We start from the raw sequence: 15,806 nt of genomic DNA, 5'->3' as shown, positions 1-15,806 counted from the left end.
CGGTTAAACCTTGGTCACCTGCGCCAGAGAGAGGTTGCGGCGGGCAATGGCATTGCGGGTATCTATGACGGGGCAGCCAAGCTCCAGCAGGGCGGCGTAATCAATGGCATCGTGGTCCGTGGCAATAAGCACCGCGTCAAAAGCGGCCTCTGTCACAGCCCCGGGATCCAGGGCGGCACGGGCCGTGAACTGTCCGTATTCGCGCATCGGCGGAATTTCCGGCACATGCGGGTCGAGATAGGCCACTTCGGCGCCGGCCTCATCCAGCAGCTGCATCAGTTTCATCGAGGGGCTTTCGCGCATATCAGAGACGTTTTTCTTGTAGGCCACGCCGACCAGCAGGATACGCGCCCGGCTCAGACCCTTGCCACAGGCGCGGTCGAGCACTTCGCGGGTGCGGTCGATGACATGGTGCGGCATGGCGGTGTTGATCTCGCCCGCCAGCTCGATAAAGCGCGTAGGCACTTCATATTCGCGGGCCTTCCAGGACAGATAGAAGGGGTCGATCGGAATACAGTGTCCGCCCAGGCCGGGGCCCGGATAAAAGGGCATAAAGCCAAAGGGCTTGGTGGCCGCTCCGTCGATCACCTCCCAGACGTCGATATCCATCTCGTCAAAGACCAGCTTGAGCTCGTTGACCATGGCGATATTGACCGCCCGGAAGACGTTCTCGGTGATTTTCACTGCCTCAGCGGTGCGGGTGGAGCTGACACGGACCACCTTGTCGACGACCCGCTCATAGAAGGCCGCGACCAGATCACCGGCCAGATCGCCGTCGCCGGCGACGATTTTCGGGATGGTGGCGGTATTGAAGGATGTATTGCCCGGATCCTCGCGCTCGGGCGAGAAGCCGACAAAGACCTCTTCGCCCATCTTCAGGCCGCTGGCCGCCAGCAGCGGTGTCAGCACATCATCGGTCGTGCCGGGAAAGGTCGTGGATTCCAGCACCACCAGGGTCTGCGGTGCCATATGCGCGGCAATCGCGCGTGTGGTTGTCTCTACATAAGACAGATCAGGCTCTTTCTGGGCTGTCAGCGGGGTCGGCACGCAGATGATGATCACATCACATTCCGCAAGGCGCGCGAAATCCGTGGTCCAGTCAAAGCGCGCCGCGCTGACCACAGCGCCCAGGGCCTCGTCGCTCACCGCGCCGATATAGCTGGCGCCGGCAGAGAGCTGTTCCATCTTGCGCGGGTCCACATCAAACCCGGTCACGGCAAATCCGCGGGTCGCGGCGGTAACAGCCAGGGGCAGGCCCACATAGCCCAGCCCGATCACGCCGACACGGGCGGTCTGGTTCTCTATGGCTTTCATCAGAGACATCGGATTGTCCTTTAATACCTTTGGGACTCAGTAAAACACACGGGCCGACAGACCGTATGCGCCTCCCGTCACCATAGTGCGTTTGGCAATAATCCCGTCATTTAGCAAGACTATGTCGGAATGATGAACAGATTCAGGCCTGCAGGCAGGCCACCCTTGCAAAAAAGATGTGCCCTCTGCACAAAGCCCCGTATCCTATTATGTGTTCTGTATCCTGAAGGTCGTCCGTTATGTCTGATCCCCGTGCTTTTGTTGTGATTTCCCCCTGCAGGAATGAGGCGGATTTCATGCGCCGCACCCTGGACAGCATGGTGGCCCAGACCGAACGCCCCACACTCTGGGTCATCGTCAACGACGGCTCCACGGATGCCACCGGCGATATTCTGGCGGAATATGCGGCTGAGCACGACTGGATCCGCGTGCTCGACAAACCCGACCGCGGGCACCGCGCTGTGGGTCCGGGTGTGATCGAGGCCTTTTACTTCGGTCTGGATACGGTGAACCTGGGAGACTTCACCTATCTGTGCAAACTCGACCTCGATCTGGATCTGCCCCCGGGGTATTTCGCCGGGCTGATGAACCGGATGGAGGCTGACCCGCGCGTCGGCACCTGTTCCGGCAAGGCCTATTTCATCGATGATGCCGGCCGCCGGGTCAGTGAGAAGATCGGCGATGAGATGTCGGTGGGCGCCTCAAAGTTCTTTCGCAGAGCCTGTTTCGAGGACATCGGTGGCTTTGTCCGCGAGGTGATGTGGGACGGAATCGACTGCCACAAGGCGCGCCAGCTTGGCTGGACTGCCGTGAGCTGGGACGACGACGAACTGCAGTTCGAGCACCTGCGTCCCATGGGGTCCAGCCAGGTCAGCATCTATACCGGCCGCCGCCGGCATGGCACGGGGCAGTATTTCATGGGCTCTGATCCGCTCTATTTCATTGCCACGGCGATCAACAAGATGCGCCACCCTCCTTATGTGCTGGGCGGGCTGGCAACGCTGCAGGGGTTTTTCGGCGCCATGCTGCGGGGCGACAAACAATATGATGACCCGGAACTGCGGCGCTTTATCCGCGCCTACCAGCGCCGGGCGCTGGTTGCCGGCAAGGCCCGTGCCGTGGCCGAGATCGAGGCAGAACGGGCCCATCTGCTGCAGCGGGCAGATCCATGACAGAGACCAGAACCGGGTATCTGCCGGAACTCGACGGGGTGCGCGCGGCCAGCATTCTGCTGGTGATTGCCACGCATCTTCTGCCTGTCGGGCCGTCGCACTGGGAACTCAACTCTGCCACCGGCCTGATGGGCATGAGCCTGTTCTTCTGCCTGTCCGGTTTTCTGATCACCCGGTTTCTGTATGAATCCCCCGATATAGGGACGTTTTTTACCCGCCGGATCGCGCGGATCGTGCCGCTGATGGCGTTCTTCAGCTTTGTGGTCGCCGGGCTGATGTACCAGCGCTGGGACACATTCCAGGCGATCATGCTGCTGTACATGAATTACACCGCCCTGGGGTTCAAAGGGATCGGACATCTGTGGTCGCTCTGTGTCGAGATGCATTTCTATATTGCGATCGGTCTGGCCATCTGGATTTTCGGACGCCGCGGGTTCTGGCTGGTGCCGGTGGCGGCCATTCTTGTCATGTGGGCCCGGGTGGACATCGGCGCCTACAAGAGCATCAACACGCATCTGCGGGTCGATGAGATCCTGTCCGGCAGCCTGCTGGCGCTGTTCTGGCTGAACCTGCACCGGCCGGGATTTGAACGGATCGCACACTGGTGGGGCAGGGGCTTCTGGATCTTCCTGCCCCTGTGGTTCCTGTCGAGCCACACCCAGCTGGGCGGGGATATGGCATATCTGCGGCCCTATTTCGCGATGGCACTGGTTGGCAGCATTCTGTTCATGCCCGAAGGCTTTATCCGGCAGATCTGTCGTCTGCCTGTGCTGGCCTATATCGCCGCAATTTCCTATGCGCTTTACGTCTGGCACCCGCTCACAGCACTCGGCTGGCTGGGCGAGGGGGACAAATGGACCCTCTACCTGATCAAGCGGCCGATCTCTTTTGTGCTGTTCTTTGCGCTGGCGCATATCAGCACCTTCACGCTGGAGCGCTATTTCACACAGCTGGCCCGGCGCCTGACAGCAAAGAAAGCTGCAGCAGAACCGACAGGACAGTAAACGGTCAGGACGCGGGGTCAGCGGGGCGCAGCGCGCCCCCGGGGGCTGTCCCGCGCAGCAGCTGTTCCATCCAGGCACCCTCGACAGGCAGATTATAATCCGCCTCAACCCGGGCACGGCCCTTCCTGCCCATGCTCTGACGCTGTGCAGGATCCGCCAGCAGCGCGGAAAGGGCAGCGGCAAAGGCTGCCACATCGCCGGGTGGCACCACAAAACCACTTTCGCCGTCCTGCACCAGTTCGGGAATGCCGGCGATCCGTGTGGCCAGCACGGGCAGGTGGCTGGCCATGGCTTCCATCAGCACCACAGGCACGCCTTCGGCAAAACTGGGCAGGGCAAAGATGTCCGCCCGTGACAGCTCATCGGCGACCTCGTCCTGTGACAGGTATCCGGTGAACCGCACCGCCTCTGCACAGCCCAGGGCGCGTGCATGCGCTTCGATATCCGTCCGTTCCGCACCATCCCCCACCAGCACCAGCCGGGCATCGGGGTGGGCAGGGCGGACCTGCGCAAAGGCTTCCAGCAGAACGCGGACCCCTTTGACGGCTGCGAGGCGCCCGACAAAGACGATGTCCCGGCCCGGCGGGCTGTCTGCCGCAGGGCCATAGCGTTCCGGTGTGATGGCACAGTGCACAATGCGCAGTTTGTGCCAGTGAGCAGGATCAGAGAAGATCATGCCCTGGCTGCGGCAGAAATGACTGATACAGGCGACAAAGGAGGCGCGTGCGATCTTTGCGTCAATACGCCAGCGGCGCGGTTCAAAGAAGATCGCGGGCCCGTGCAGCGTGAAGCTGAAGGGAATGCCGGACAGGGTGCTGGCCAGCATGGCCACCGAACAGCTCGAATTGGCGAAGTGATTGTGCAGATGGGTTACGCCGCGCGCCTGCAGGTGCTGTACGAGGATCATGGCCTCGATGAGATAAAACAGCTGATACAGAGCCGCTTTCAGCCCGGGCGGACGGGTGTCCCAGGCCAGCTTTGCCGCGGCACCGAGGCGCGCAGGCCGGGTCAGTGCACCCATCAGGGCCCGTGCCAGAACTGCCGGCCGGCGGGCGGCGGCGAGAATATAGAATGTGGTGGCCGCGGCCTCTTTTTCGGCAGGCCCCCGTGCCTGGGTGGCATCGGTCCGGCGTACGGAACAGGTGGAGACTTCCAGCCCCTGCGCACGCAGCTGTTCGATCTCGCGCAGGATAAAGGTATGCGATACCGCCGGATATTCTCCGGTCAGATACGCAATATGCGGGCTGGCGCTGTCCTGATGCATGCGGGGTTCCGTTCAGGGTCTGTGGTCTGCCCCCTCTTTATGCACCCCTGCGCGGCGCGTAAAGCGCTGGTCAGGCCCCCTCCACGGCACCCCTGCTGGGTGTTGCCGCACGGCTGACCGTAAAGAAGTCACGCGGTGCGCGGCGCGGACCGGTGGCGGCGGCCAGAGCACCGGAGCCGGTGGCCGGTATATAGGTCCTGACCGTGTCCGCCGGTGAACCGGTGCCGGGCACAACCGTCGGATTGTTGTGATCCGTGAACCCCTTGCTGCGTGGCATGACGGGGGTTGTTCCGTCGGCGGCGGGAATTTCTGCCACCGTAAAGGGCGCATCCTGTGTCTCCGGCTGGCCGAGGTTCGGCTGGTGCAGCACGTTGTTGTCCTCGATCATGGTCAGTGTCACCGGAGACTTGATGAGCATATCGGCGTCGTCATTGGTGGCCGCATCCGTCATCAGATTCACAAAGGTATTATTGTATATGAAAACCGGTGAGGCCCTGCCGGCATCTGTGGTGGCGGAAATTTTATACCCTGCGACAAAGGCCACGGGATCGCCGAAAGAGCCGTCTCCCAGCGTGGCCGTGTCAGGGTTGATGCCGATACAGTTACGCACCGTAGCACTCCCGGCAGAGAAATCGACGAACCGCTGCGTCATGTGATCGCCGATCAGCAGGTTCATATCGATCAGGATATTGCCCGCATCACCGGCATCATCACCATTTGTCGCCACAGAGGCGGTAAGAACGCTGTCACCACCTTCCATCGTGTTCATGGAAACATTGGAGCGCTGACCGGGTTTGCCCCGGCTGTTGAGGCGCAGGCAGGGCTGGATCGCGATGAAGCCGGATTCGCCGGCTGACCAACCGCACCGGCTGAACATATCGTTCTGCAGAATGGCGCAGGTGTCCCCGTCACCGATCCGGACCGGACCGTGGGTATTGTTGTTGGCCTTGTCGCCGTTGCCGGCAAGTGCATCCACGTGCTGGGCCAGATTGCAGCCGACGATCGCGAGGAATTTCGAGGTGTCCGTGCGGTCATTGCTTTTTGAGAAGCACCCGATGGCAAAGTTGCGCCAGTTGGTGACCAGGCAGTCATTGATCATCCGTGTCTGGCCGTTGCTTTCCGTCGAGGTGCTGATGCACGCGTCCTGAAAACCGTCAAAGATACAGTCGTGCAGGTGGAGATAGCGGTGGGGGTTGGCCTCAATCTGAAAACAGTCCACATCCACCGGCCCGGTTTCGGTGGTCGAGTCGTAGGGCCCCTGGAAACGCAGACCGCTGACGGACAGGTCCCTGCCGGCCCCACCATCGCGGACACGGAACATTTCCGCGCGCGTACCGCCCGGGACCCAGGTAATAACCGGGCGGGTGACAGCGCCCGGCACGGCGCACAGATGTACCGAGCCATAAGCACCGCCGACATAATGGGAGGTACAGGTGGCGGCCGCACCATCTTCCAGCATCACCCGCCGGTTCCCGCCGGTGGCGGCGGCAAAGGCTGTGTCAAAGTCTGTGTAGAGTGCGGCACCGGCCGGCGCATTTGCATGCACACCGGCCGGATCGACAAAGAGAGTGTTGCTGCCCGCAAAGACTGTTTCCGGATCTCCCACGGAGACCCCGGTGGTCTGTGTATGGGTGTCCCCGGTGCGCGGGTTGAAGACTGACAGGGTCACCGTATAGGTGCCGGGGGTCCGGTAGGTATGCTGCACGACCGGCCCGTAGGCGATACTGGTGTCATTCCATGCCGCCGGCAGGTTCTCCACATGGGTGAATCCACGCGGTGTATCCCCGAAATCCCACCGGTAGATCAGTTCGTGAAACCGCGGGTCATAGACATTGCCGTCGCCGAAATCGACATCTGCCGGACCGGGGCCGCCCTTCTCGCCGTCAATGGTAGCCGTAAAACCGACCCCTTCAGGGGCGACCTGCAGCGTACCGCGCCGGACCGAAATCGTAATGGCCCCGCTGCCGGGCACAATGCCCTGGTACCCGCGGGCCTCCAGGGCAGTGCTGCCGTTGCCAATCTGCATGCTGTAGTAGTCAAACGGGCTGAGGCCCGTGAACTTGAAGCTGGGCATTATGTCAGATCCTCAAAGCCGAAGTCCTGGATGACAGGACCATCAGTTACCGGGGGAGCGTTATTGTTGCCGTAAAAATACAGACCCGCGCCGCCGGTGGTGTGGTCGGTATCCGTGGCCGACATACGCGGGACACCGTCGATGACGACCTGCAGCGCGCTGCCGGTGATCTCGAAGGCGACATTGCGGACCTGGCCGGTCAGGAAGCTGTCCGTCCAACTGTCCAGAGTGGTGAAGGATGACCCCGTGACACGGATGAGCCGCCATTCCAGGTTGGGCCGGTTGTGGCGCACAAGGTAGTAGTTCGACGGATCAGTATACCGCAGTACGATCCCGGCATGCGCAGGGAAGGAGGCGCCGGAGTTCAGCTCCTGAATATTTGCGGTCAGCCGGCAGTCGGCGATCCCGACGGTGTCATCCCGGATCACAAAGCTGCGGCCATAGCGGATGTTACTGGTGACGCTGCCGTTCAGGATATAGCTGTTGCCGGCCGTATCGAATTCTGTCCAGCTGCTGCCGGAAGGGCCGGTATAGCTGGTGAGCAGCTGGTCAGGTCCCTCGAAACTGTCGATCCCGGGGATCAGGACAGAGGCGCTTTCTGCCGACTGTCCGGCCACGGTTTCGATGATGCTGATACTGCTCTGCACATCTGCCTGAACCACCGTATAGGCCGGCGGCGCGGCGGGGCCGGTTACCGCCCCGTCCCGGGCGATCTCATAGGTCACGGCACCGGAGGCGCTTTCGTTCAGCAGCCACAGGCCCGGCGTGATCGTCAGAACCTCTCCTGGCGCTGCAATGCCCGACAGAGCCGGCAACACGAGGTTCACAGCATCCACGGTGTCAAAGGCGCTGACCGCTACCTCATAGCTGCCCGCATAGATCAGGGGATCGGCGACCACGATCGTGATTGTGCCATCAGAGACTGTAATGACCGGCTCTCCGCTGCCCTGGCTGAGATTGAAATCAGCAGGCGGGGGAGGCGGCGGCGGCGGGGGAGGCGGCGGCGGAGGCGGCGGGGGAGCGATCCCGCTCGTATCTGCCGGTACAACCTGCGTAATGGACAGACTGAGCATTATGACATCGCAACGATGCCGGTGGCGGAGGTGCCGGTGGCCCAGATGCGGCGGACACGGACCGGGAAGGGAATCCCTGCTGCAACGGTCACAGTTGCTGTGTCGCCCGCAACTGTGGTGACACGGACGGTGCCGCCGCCAGCCACATTCAGCGCCCGGCTGACCTGCGGCAGATCAGCGCCGTCATCGGGGGTAACCTCATGGAGGTTGATGGCCGGGCTCTCGAGGCCAATGGAGTATGAGCTGAAGCGGTCTGACATGGGAAGTCTCCTGGATATGGTCTGAACACGGCTGATCCATGCCTCTGCGCCGCCTTTCCGGGGCGGGAAGATGGCCTGGCTGTTGCGAAAAAAATCGGCCAGATTCCACAATGTTCAGTGAAACAGGGGTGCGGGGCGTTCATCCTCTGTTAAGATCTGCCGCCCTGCCTGGTGACCCCGGACCCCGGATTACGCCGTGTCCCGCACTACCGGACTGCGGGCAGTAACCATCGGTGCCGCAAAAACTTGCCGGAGGCGGGCCGGTGGTTTACCTTTTGTAAATGTTTTGTGACATCCGGAGACCGGTTGCGGTGTGCTGCGGATGCAGCGGTATTTTACCCGGCCTGGCCGGGTGCAGTAACAGAGGGGTAGGCTCATGCAGGAATGGAGACTGAGACGCTCGCTGGGCGAGGAAGGCCTGTGCATTACGGTCAACCCCTGTGAGATCCGCTTCGAGACCCGGATTTTCCCCTCCCGCCGGCGCCGCCAGCAACTGCGTGACAGTGGCATAGTGCCCAGGCCGCTCCTGCCGGTACTGGAACGGGTAATCTATGAGATGCGGGAGTTCCGGATCGCAGAAGAGGATATTCTGCGCGCGCCACTGGAACAGACGCCGATATATATGCGGATGAAAGATGTTTCGGATCACCGCAATGATCTGACCCGGAGCCGGACCTATGCGCAGGTCCTCGGCAGTCTGCGCGATTATGGTGTGTTCCGGCACAAGAACTATGTGATCGAGCGCGAGGATCAGATCGTACAGTGCATCTATGACTGCTATCTGGAGATCATTCTGAGCATGGAACAGCACGGCTATATTTCCGGAAAGGAAAGTGAATTCGCCACGGCCGGCATGGGCAGTGTCATCATTGACCGCGACGGATCCGTGCTCAAGGCCCTGGCCGCTTCGCACAGGCTTGCCGCGGCGCGGATTGCCGGCGTGCAGGGCGGATTCCCGCTGCGGGTGATCGGCGCTCATGCCGAATGGCTCGACCGGCACGGCATTGAGGGCGCGGGGTTTGCGCCGAGGCTGCACAAGGCCCTGCGTCTGGTGAACCGCGGCTGATACCGGTCTTCCCTGCTGCCACAGTTAAGCAATACCTGCACAGGCTTGTTGCGCCCTGCGCTGCAGGAAGCTATCCGACAGGCGGCCAGACGCCCTGCGGGAGATTCACATGAGAATTACTTTTCTGAACCCGTTCGTATCCAACCGGGGCGGGACCCGGGTGATGGCGACCTATGCCCGGCACCTGAGCGAGCAGGGACATGACGTCACAGTGATGTCCCAGCCCGCACGCCCGGAGCCCCTGCGCAAGAAGCTGAAGGCGCTGCTGCGCGGTCATGGCTGGAACAGCAAGGTAAAACAGCCCACACCACTGCTGGATTTTCTGGGTGACCGGCATATCGTGCTGGACAGCATACGTCCGATAACGGCCGGCGATGTACCCGACGCAGATGTGGTCATTGCAACATGGTGGGAAACGGCCGAATGGGCCGCTGCGCTGCCCCCCGAAAAAGGCCGCGGATATTACCTTATTCAGGACTATGAGGTATTCCCATACCTGCCCGCCGAGCGGGTTATAGCAACCTATGATCTGCCACTGCAGAAGATGGCAGTATCGAGCTATATCATTGATAAAATAAACGAAACCCACGGCACGAAAGACATCGCCCTGTTACCGAATGCGGTGGACACGGGGCTTTTTCATGCCCCGCCACGAACGCGCAATGCACGGCTGACGGTGGGGTTTCTGTTCAGCCGTGCACCCCGCAAAAACACACAGCTGGCGCTGGATGCCCTGGCCGCCGCGCGCCGGAAACAGCCGGACATAAAGGTCGTGATCCTGTGTGGCAGCCCGCCGCGACCGGAGGACAATCTGCCGGACTGGGCAGATATCCGGATCGATCCTCCGCAACAGGCGCTGGCGGATGTCTATGCCGACTGCGATCTGTGGCTGCTGACCAGCATCGAGGAGGGTTTCGGCCTGCCGCTGCTGGAGGCGATGGCCTGCCGGACCCCGGTGCTGACCACAACAGCGGGGGCCGCCAGAGACCTGGTGGATGGCACGAACGGCGTGATTGCGGCAACAGACACCAAAGCCTTTACAGCGGAAATTCTGCGGTTTGCGCAGATGTCAGAGGATGTATGGCAGGGATATTCGCAGGCCGCCACTGATACCGCACAGCGGCATCAGTGGCCGGATGCAACAAAACGGCTGCTGGCCTACCTGGAAAAACCGGCCTGAAACGGGCAAAACTGCGTGAACATCCACGCTTTCGCCATCTTTTTGGTCAAAAAGGCTGGTATATTGTATGAGCAGGGCAGAGGTCTGTGAGGAACGGCCGTCTGCGGGTGTATAAAGCGAGTTAACGATGAACTGGGCCAGGACCAATCACCTGAAAGAGAACGGGGAAATCCGCGTCACGGTACCGTCGGCGCAGGCCCTGCTGCAGGATATGCAGGCGCGGCTTGAGGAAGGATCCGGATTTTCAGTCGCAACGCTGAACCTGGATCACGTTGTCAAACTGCGCCAGCAGCCCGGGTTTCACGCCGCCTATGCGCAGCACACACACATCACGGCTGATGGACGCCCGATTGTCTGGCTGTCGCGGCTGGCCGGCCGGCCGGTCGGACTGGTTCCGGGGTCTGAACTGATTGATCCGGTCTGCGCGATGGCCGCCCGCCTGGGATATCCGGTGGCGCTTCTGGGCAGTACTGACGCAACGCTCGCGGCCACTGCCCGCAAACTCAGCGACCGCTACCCCGGTCTGCAGATCGTCTCTGCGACGGCGCCGCCCATGGGGTTTGATCCCACAGGGCCGCTGGCGGATGACTATATCGCGGAAATAGGGGCCTCCGGTGCCCGCATCTGTTTTCTTGCCCTGGGCGCACCCAAGCAGGAAATCTTTGCCGCCCGGGCCTTTGCCGCGCAGCCACAGACCGGGTTTCTGTCCATCGGCGCAGGCCTGGATTTCATTGCAGGCACCCAGAAACGCGCGCCTGCCCTGGTGCGCCGGTTTGCAGGAGAATGGCTGTGGCGGCTGATGGGCAACCCGCGCCGGCTGGCCCGCCGGTATGGCGCCTGCATTGCGATCCTGCCGGGTCTTTTCATGCATGCGCTGCAGAGCCGGTTCAGCACCGGAGCCTCCGGCACGTGATGGGCTGCGCTCTCTGCATCATCCGTGCGGTGAAAACCGCAGAGGGGGGCTGAGATGGTTCCCTATCTGGCCCTCTTCTGCTGGCCCGCTGTTGCAGCATGGCTGTTCAGCCGGTACAGCGCCGCCTTTGCCGCAGTGATCACTGTCACCGCAGGTTATCTGCTGTTACCGGAGCGGACCGGCGTTGATCTGCCGGTCCTGCCCGAGATCAACAAGGAAACCATCGCCACCGGCATGGCTGTCCTGCTGATCGCGGCCGGGTGGGGCAAGCGCGACAGCGTTATCCTGAAGGGCTGGCTGCCGGGGGATCCGGTCTTTCGGGCGATCATATTTATTCTGCCGGTCTCGGCGATGCTGACGACCCTGACCAATTCAGATCCGCTGGTGTTTTCCCGGCTGACCATTCCCGCCATGCGGATCTATGACGGGCTGTCCCTGACCCTGACCTTTATCATGATGCTGCTGCCCTTTCTGATCGGCCGCAAGATGCTGGCGCACCCCGATCAGCACAGGATGCTGCTGATTATTCTGTGCATTGCCACCGTCCTCTATGCAGCGCTGGCCCTCTATGAAGTACGTATGTCGCCGCAGCTCAACAGGACAGTTTACGGGTTCTTCCCGCATTCCTGGCAGCAGCACTTCCGCGCCGGCGGCTGGCGGCCCCTGGTGTTTCTGAAACATGGTCTCTTTCTGGGAATTTTCATGTGCTGTGCGCTGATTGGCACAATCATTCTGTTCCGGACAGAGAAGGCGGTCCATAAACCAAAGCTGATCCTGGCGGGGCTGTGGATCTTCGGTACCCTGTTCCTGGCCAAGGTCTTCGGATCCTTTCTCATCGCGCTGGTGTTCATTCCCATTGCGCTGTTCCTGAATGTGCGCCTGCAGATGCTGGCAGCGCTGTCGGCGGCGCTGATCATCATGAGTTATCCGGTTCTGCGCGGTGCCGGGCTGGTGCCGGTCAATGAAATCGTCAGCACCGTGGAGCAGATCAATCCCACCCGTGCGGATTCTCTGGCCTACCGGATTGATCACGAGAACAGACTGCTGGCCCATGCCAATGAGCGGCCCTTCTTTGGCTGGGGCCTCTGGGCGCGGAACCGGGACCGTGATCCCGAAACCGGGCTCGACCAGTCCACCACGGATGGTTTCTGGGTGATCCTGATCGGGACCTACGGCTGGACCGGCTATCTGTCGATCTTCGGGTTGCTGGTTCTGCCGATCGTGATGCTCTGGCGACGCCAGCAGGCCTATGGGCTCACCCTGGTCACCTCGGGTCTCTGTCTGATGATGGCCGCCAACGTTATCGACCTCATTCCCAACTCCGGGGTGTCGCCGGTCACCTGGATGATCGCCGGGGCACTGGCCGGGCGGCTCGAACTGGGGCGCCTTTCGGAAAAGACACCACAACCGCAGCCTGCTGATCCCGCGCAACGGCCCCGGCGCAGACCCGGACCGGACAGACAGCGCCCCGCCGGTACCATCTATACCCGTCAGAAGCCTGCGGACCGCAAGGTGCGCGCAGGACACAGAAAACACAGCTGAGCCTCATGCCTCACAGAATTGCCGTTTCCATTATCAATTACCGTACGGCTGCGCTGACGCTGCAGTGTGTCCGGTCGGTGCTTGACGTGGCCGGCGGCCTGGATGTGCATGTGGTTGTCGTCGACAACTGCTCCGGAGACGGATCGGCCGAGGAGATTGCCGCCTGGATCGACGCCCGGCCCGGGCAGACGCCGGTAGAGCTGGTGCGCTCGGACAGCAATACCGGATTTTCCGGCGGACATAACCAGGGGATCGCGGCCTGTGAGGCGGACTGGTATCTGGTGCTGAATTCCGATGCGCTGCTCCGGCCCGGTTTTTTCACCGAAATCCTGAAGGTTGCCGAAAGCCATCCTGATGCCGGCCTGATTGTTCCCCGCCTTGAGGGAGAGGATGAAGTCATCCAGCCGAACTGTTTCCGGTTTCCCGGACCTGTCAGTGAACTTCTGCGCAGTGCCAGCACCGGTTTCGTCTCGCGTCTTTTCCGCGGTGCCCAGGTCTCGCTGGGACCGGAGCCGGAGGAAACAGCAATCGAATGGGCCAGCTTTGCCTGTATCCTGCTGCGCCGGGAGATGATCGCGCAGACCGGCCCGATGGACGAGGGGTACTTTCTCTATTTCGAGGATGCGGAATATTGTCTGCGCGCGCGCCGGGCCGGATGGCCCATTGCCCGGGCACCCCTGGCCCGCGCCGTGCACTTTCGCGGTGGCTCCGGCCCGGTCAAGGCAATGGCCGCGGCGAAGAAGCGGCTGCCGGCCTATTTTTACAGCTCGCGCAGCCGGTTTCTCTATCAGGCGCACGGCCATGCCGGGCTGATCCTGGCGAATGTCATGTGGCATCTGGGGCGCGTGATCGCCCATGCCCGGCGGCTGACAGGCCGCCCGGCACCCGGTGTGGCTGAGGCCGAGGCCCGTGATATCTGGATCAACGCCCGCGATCCGCTGGGCCCGCGCAATGCTCCGGGAGAACAGGCATGACAGATCCCGGTTTCATCATCATCGGCGCGATGAAATGCGGCACCTCTACACTGCAGGTCCAGCTGGCAGCCCAGGACGGGGTCTTTATGACAGACCCCAAAGAACCGAACTATTTCTCGGACGATGACATCTTTGCAAAAGGCCCCGACTGGTATGCGGCCCTTTTTGCCGGGGCAGGCGCAGGGGATCTGACCGGCGAGGCCAGCACCCATTATACCAAACTGCCAACCTGGCCCGATACGGTTGCACGGCTGCATGCTGCCGCACCGGACGTGAAACTGATCTATATGATCCGCAACCCGGTTGATCGCGCCGTCTCACAGTATATCCACGAATGGAGCACCGAACGGACCTCTGCGGATATCACCCGGGCCTTTGCTGATCTGCCGGAAATCACGGCCTACGGGCAGTATGGCATGCAGATCACCCCCTTTGCCGAGACCTTTGGCCGGGAGGCGCTGATGCTGACAAGCCTGGAACAGTTCCGGGCGGATCCGCAGGCGGAGCTGGCGCGCATCGGGGATTTCCTGGGCCTGGCCTCTCCGCCGGTCTTTCACCCTGATCAGGCGCAGCAGAATGTCTCGGCCCAGCGGGTGCGCCGCCTGCCGCTGCACGGGCTGCTTGTTGACAGTGCGCCGGCCACCTTCCTGCGCCGCAGACTGATACCCAAGGCCCTGCGCACCAGAATCCGCAAAGCGCGGACGATCAGCAACCGGCCGGACCTGCCCGACAGCCTGCGCAGTCAGCTGGAGGCCACCTATACAGCTGACCGCGATATTCTGGCGGGGATCTTTCCCGGTCACCCGGCGCTGACGCTCTGCTATCCCTTCGTGCCCTCATGAACATTGCCGCCGTTGTCATCGGCCGCAATGAAGGGGACCGGCTGATCCGTTGCATTGCCTCGCTGCAGCAGGGTGTGCGTCAGGTGATCTATGTGGACTCAGGCTCAACCGATGACAGCGTCACAGCCGCCCGCGCCGCGGGTGCCGATGTGGTGCTGCTGGACACGGATGTGCCCTTTACAGCTGCGCGTGCGCGCAATGCGGGTCTGGCCCGCGCCCTGCAGATGACGCCCCCGCCCGACCGGATACAGTTCGTTGACGGAGACTGCGAGGTCGATGCCGGCTGGATTACCCGGGCTGCGGCTTTTCTGGAGGATCATCCACAGGCAGCCGTGGTCTGCGGGCGGCGGCGCGAACGCTTTCCAGAGGCGTCGGTCTATCACCGGCTGACAGATCATGAATGGGACACGCCCGTGGGCCAGGCCCGCGCCTGCGGCGGCGATGCCCTGATGCGTGCTGATGCGCTGCAGGCGGTGGGCGGGTTCAACCCGGCCATGATCGCCGGCGAAGAGCCCGAGCTCTGTGTGCGGCTGCGGCAGGCCGGCTGGGAAATCTGGCGTATTGATGCAGAAATGACGCTGCATGATGTTGCAATGACCCGTTTCAGCCAGTGGTGGACACGCACCCGGCGGGGGGGACATGCCTATGCTGAGGGTGCCGCCCTGCATGGTGCTCCGCCTGAGCGGCACAATGTGGCACAGACCCGGCGGGCGCTGATCCAGGGGGCAGGGGTGCCGCTGGTGGCTGTGCTGGGGGGTCTGTTCGTGCATCCGGTTTTCTGGCTGGTCCTGCTGGCCTGGCCTGCACAGGTGGTCCGGCTGCGACTGCGGGGCATGCCCTGGCACCGGGCGTTTTTTCTGACCCTGAGCAAACTGCCCGAGGCCCTCGGTATCTTCAGCTATGCTATGGGCCGTCTGACAGGACGCCGTAAAAAACTGATCGAATACCGCTGAAACTCTGCCTTCAGGACCCCTGTCCGCCAGGCTCCAGGGATACAGGAGCGGCTTGAGTTCTGCCGCTCCGCCGAAATATCCGCTCTCGGCTCAGAACAGAATATTGGATGAAAAGGTCACCACACCCAGAAGGCTCTGCGCAAAATCTTTCAGATCACGCGGTGACAGCCAGGCC

14 protein-coding genes are annotated in these 15,806 nt (G+C 62.0%); 9 read left to right on the top strand and 5 right to left on the bottom strand.

Going from position 1 to position 15,806, the window contains the following annotated elements:
* Positions 1 to 3 precede the first annotated feature (3 nt).
* Positions 4 to 1,323 carry a nucleotide sugar dehydrogenase gene (locus tag Q0792_RS19600; protein WP_298845081.1) on the bottom strand — a complete coding sequence of 440 codons (1,320 nt, stop codon included), beginning with the start codon at positions 1,321 to 1,323 and terminating at the stop codon, positions 4 to 6.
* 230 nt (positions 1,324 to 1,553) lie between these two features.
* Between Q0792_RS19600 and Q0792_RS19595 the strand changes: the two genes are divergently transcribed.
* A complete protein-coding gene (locus tag Q0792_RS19595; protein ID WP_298845079.1) occupies positions 1,554 to 2,486 on the top strand; it encodes a glycosyltransferase in 933 nt (310 codons plus the stop codon).
* Positions 2,483 to 3,490, top strand: a complete 1,008-nt coding sequence (locus Q0792_RS19590) for an acyltransferase (protein WP_298845076.1) — start codon at positions 2,483 to 2,485, stop codon at positions 3,488 to 3,490. The genes Q0792_RS19595 and Q0792_RS19590 overlap by 4 nt, the downstream gene beginning before the upstream one ends.
* A 4-nt stretch (positions 3,491 to 3,494) precedes the next feature.
* Here the strand turns inward: Q0792_RS19590 and Q0792_RS19585 are convergent, their stop codons facing one another.
* The 4 genes from Q0792_RS19585 to Q0792_RS19570 all read right to left on the bottom strand — a co-directional run bounded on the left by Q0792_RS19585 (position 3,495) and on the right by Q0792_RS19570 (position 8,161).
* Positions 3,495 to 4,754: a glycosyltransferase gene (locus tag Q0792_RS19585; RefSeq protein ID WP_298845074.1), complete on the bottom strand. Its 1,260-nt coding sequence runs from the start codon at positions 4,752 to 4,754 to the stop codon at positions 3,495 to 3,497.
* Between the two features lie 70 nt (positions 4,755 to 4,824).
* Entirely contained in the window at positions 4,825 to 6,828 is a 2,004-nt protein-coding gene (locus Q0792_RS19580) for a PKD domain-containing protein (RefSeq protein ID WP_298845071.1), read from the bottom strand.
* Positions 6,828 to 7,901: a hypothetical protein gene (locus Q0792_RS19575; RefSeq protein ID WP_298845068.1), complete on the bottom strand. Its 1,074-nt coding sequence runs from the start codon at positions 7,899 to 7,901 to the stop codon at positions 6,828 to 6,830. Before Q0792_RS19575 ends, Q0792_RS19580 begins: the two co-directional genes overlap by 1 nt.
* The gene (locus Q0792_RS19570; protein WP_298845065.1) at positions 7,901 to 8,161 is read right to left on the bottom strand and encodes a hypothetical protein; all 261 of its coding nucleotides are present in this window, start codon (positions 8,159 to 8,161) and stop codon (positions 7,901 to 7,903) included. Before Q0792_RS19570 ends, Q0792_RS19575 begins: the two co-directional genes overlap by 1 nt.
* 376 nt (positions 8,162 to 8,537) lie before the next feature.
* On the opposite strand from Q0792_RS19570, the gene Q0792_RS19565 reads away from it, so the two are divergent.
* The 7 genes from Q0792_RS19565 (at position 8,538) to Q0792_RS19535 (ending at position 15,631) form a co-directional block, all read left to right on the top strand.
* Positions 8,538 to 9,227 carry a hypothetical protein gene (locus Q0792_RS19565; protein ID WP_298845062.1) on the top strand — a complete coding sequence of 230 codons (690 nt, stop codon included), beginning with the start codon at positions 8,538 to 8,540 and terminating at the stop codon, positions 9,225 to 9,227.
* 109 nt (positions 9,228 to 9,336) lie between these two features.
* A complete protein-coding gene (locus Q0792_RS19560) occupies positions 9,337 to 10,407 on the top strand; it encodes a glycosyltransferase family 4 protein (protein WP_298845060.1) in 1,071 nt (356 codons plus the stop codon).
* Positions 10,408 to 10,534: 127 nt separating this feature from the next.
* On the top strand, positions 10,535 to 11,320 hold the full coding sequence (locus Q0792_RS19555; protein WP_298845057.1) for a WecB/TagA/CpsF family glycosyltransferase: 786 nt from the start codon (positions 10,535 to 10,537) through the stop codon (positions 11,318 to 11,320).
* A 54-nt stretch (positions 11,321 to 11,374) separates the two neighbouring features.
* Positions 11,375 to 12,862, top strand: coding sequence for a hypothetical protein (locus Q0792_RS19550; protein ID WP_298845054.1), 1,488 nt, complete (start codon positions 11,375 to 11,377; stop codon positions 12,860 to 12,862).
* 5 nt (positions 12,863 to 12,867) lie between these two features.
* The gene (locus Q0792_RS19545) at positions 12,868 to 13,836 is read left to right on the top strand and encodes a glycosyltransferase family 2 protein (RefSeq protein ID WP_298845051.1); all 969 of its coding nucleotides are present in this window, start codon (positions 12,868 to 12,870) and stop codon (positions 13,834 to 13,836) included.
* A complete protein-coding gene (locus Q0792_RS19540; protein WP_298845046.1) occupies positions 13,833 to 14,678 on the top strand; it encodes a sulfotransferase in 846 nt (281 codons plus the stop codon). Before Q0792_RS19545 ends, Q0792_RS19540 begins: the two co-directional genes overlap by 4 nt.
* Entirely contained in the window at positions 14,675 to 15,631 is a 957-nt protein-coding gene (locus tag Q0792_RS19535) for a glycosyltransferase (protein WP_298845043.1), read from the top strand. The genes Q0792_RS19540 and Q0792_RS19535 overlap by 4 nt, the downstream gene beginning before the upstream one ends.
* The last annotated feature ends 175 nt before the right edge of the window (positions 15,632 to 15,806 follow it).

Source organism: uncultured Roseobacter sp., from assembly GCF_947495025.1.
Taxonomy (GTDB): Bacteria; Pseudomonadota; Alphaproteobacteria; order Rhodobacterales; family Rhodobacteraceae; genus Roseobacter.
The sequence above is the reverse complement of the archived record's forward strand: the minus strand, read 5'-3'. Positions and strand labels throughout refer to the sequence as shown.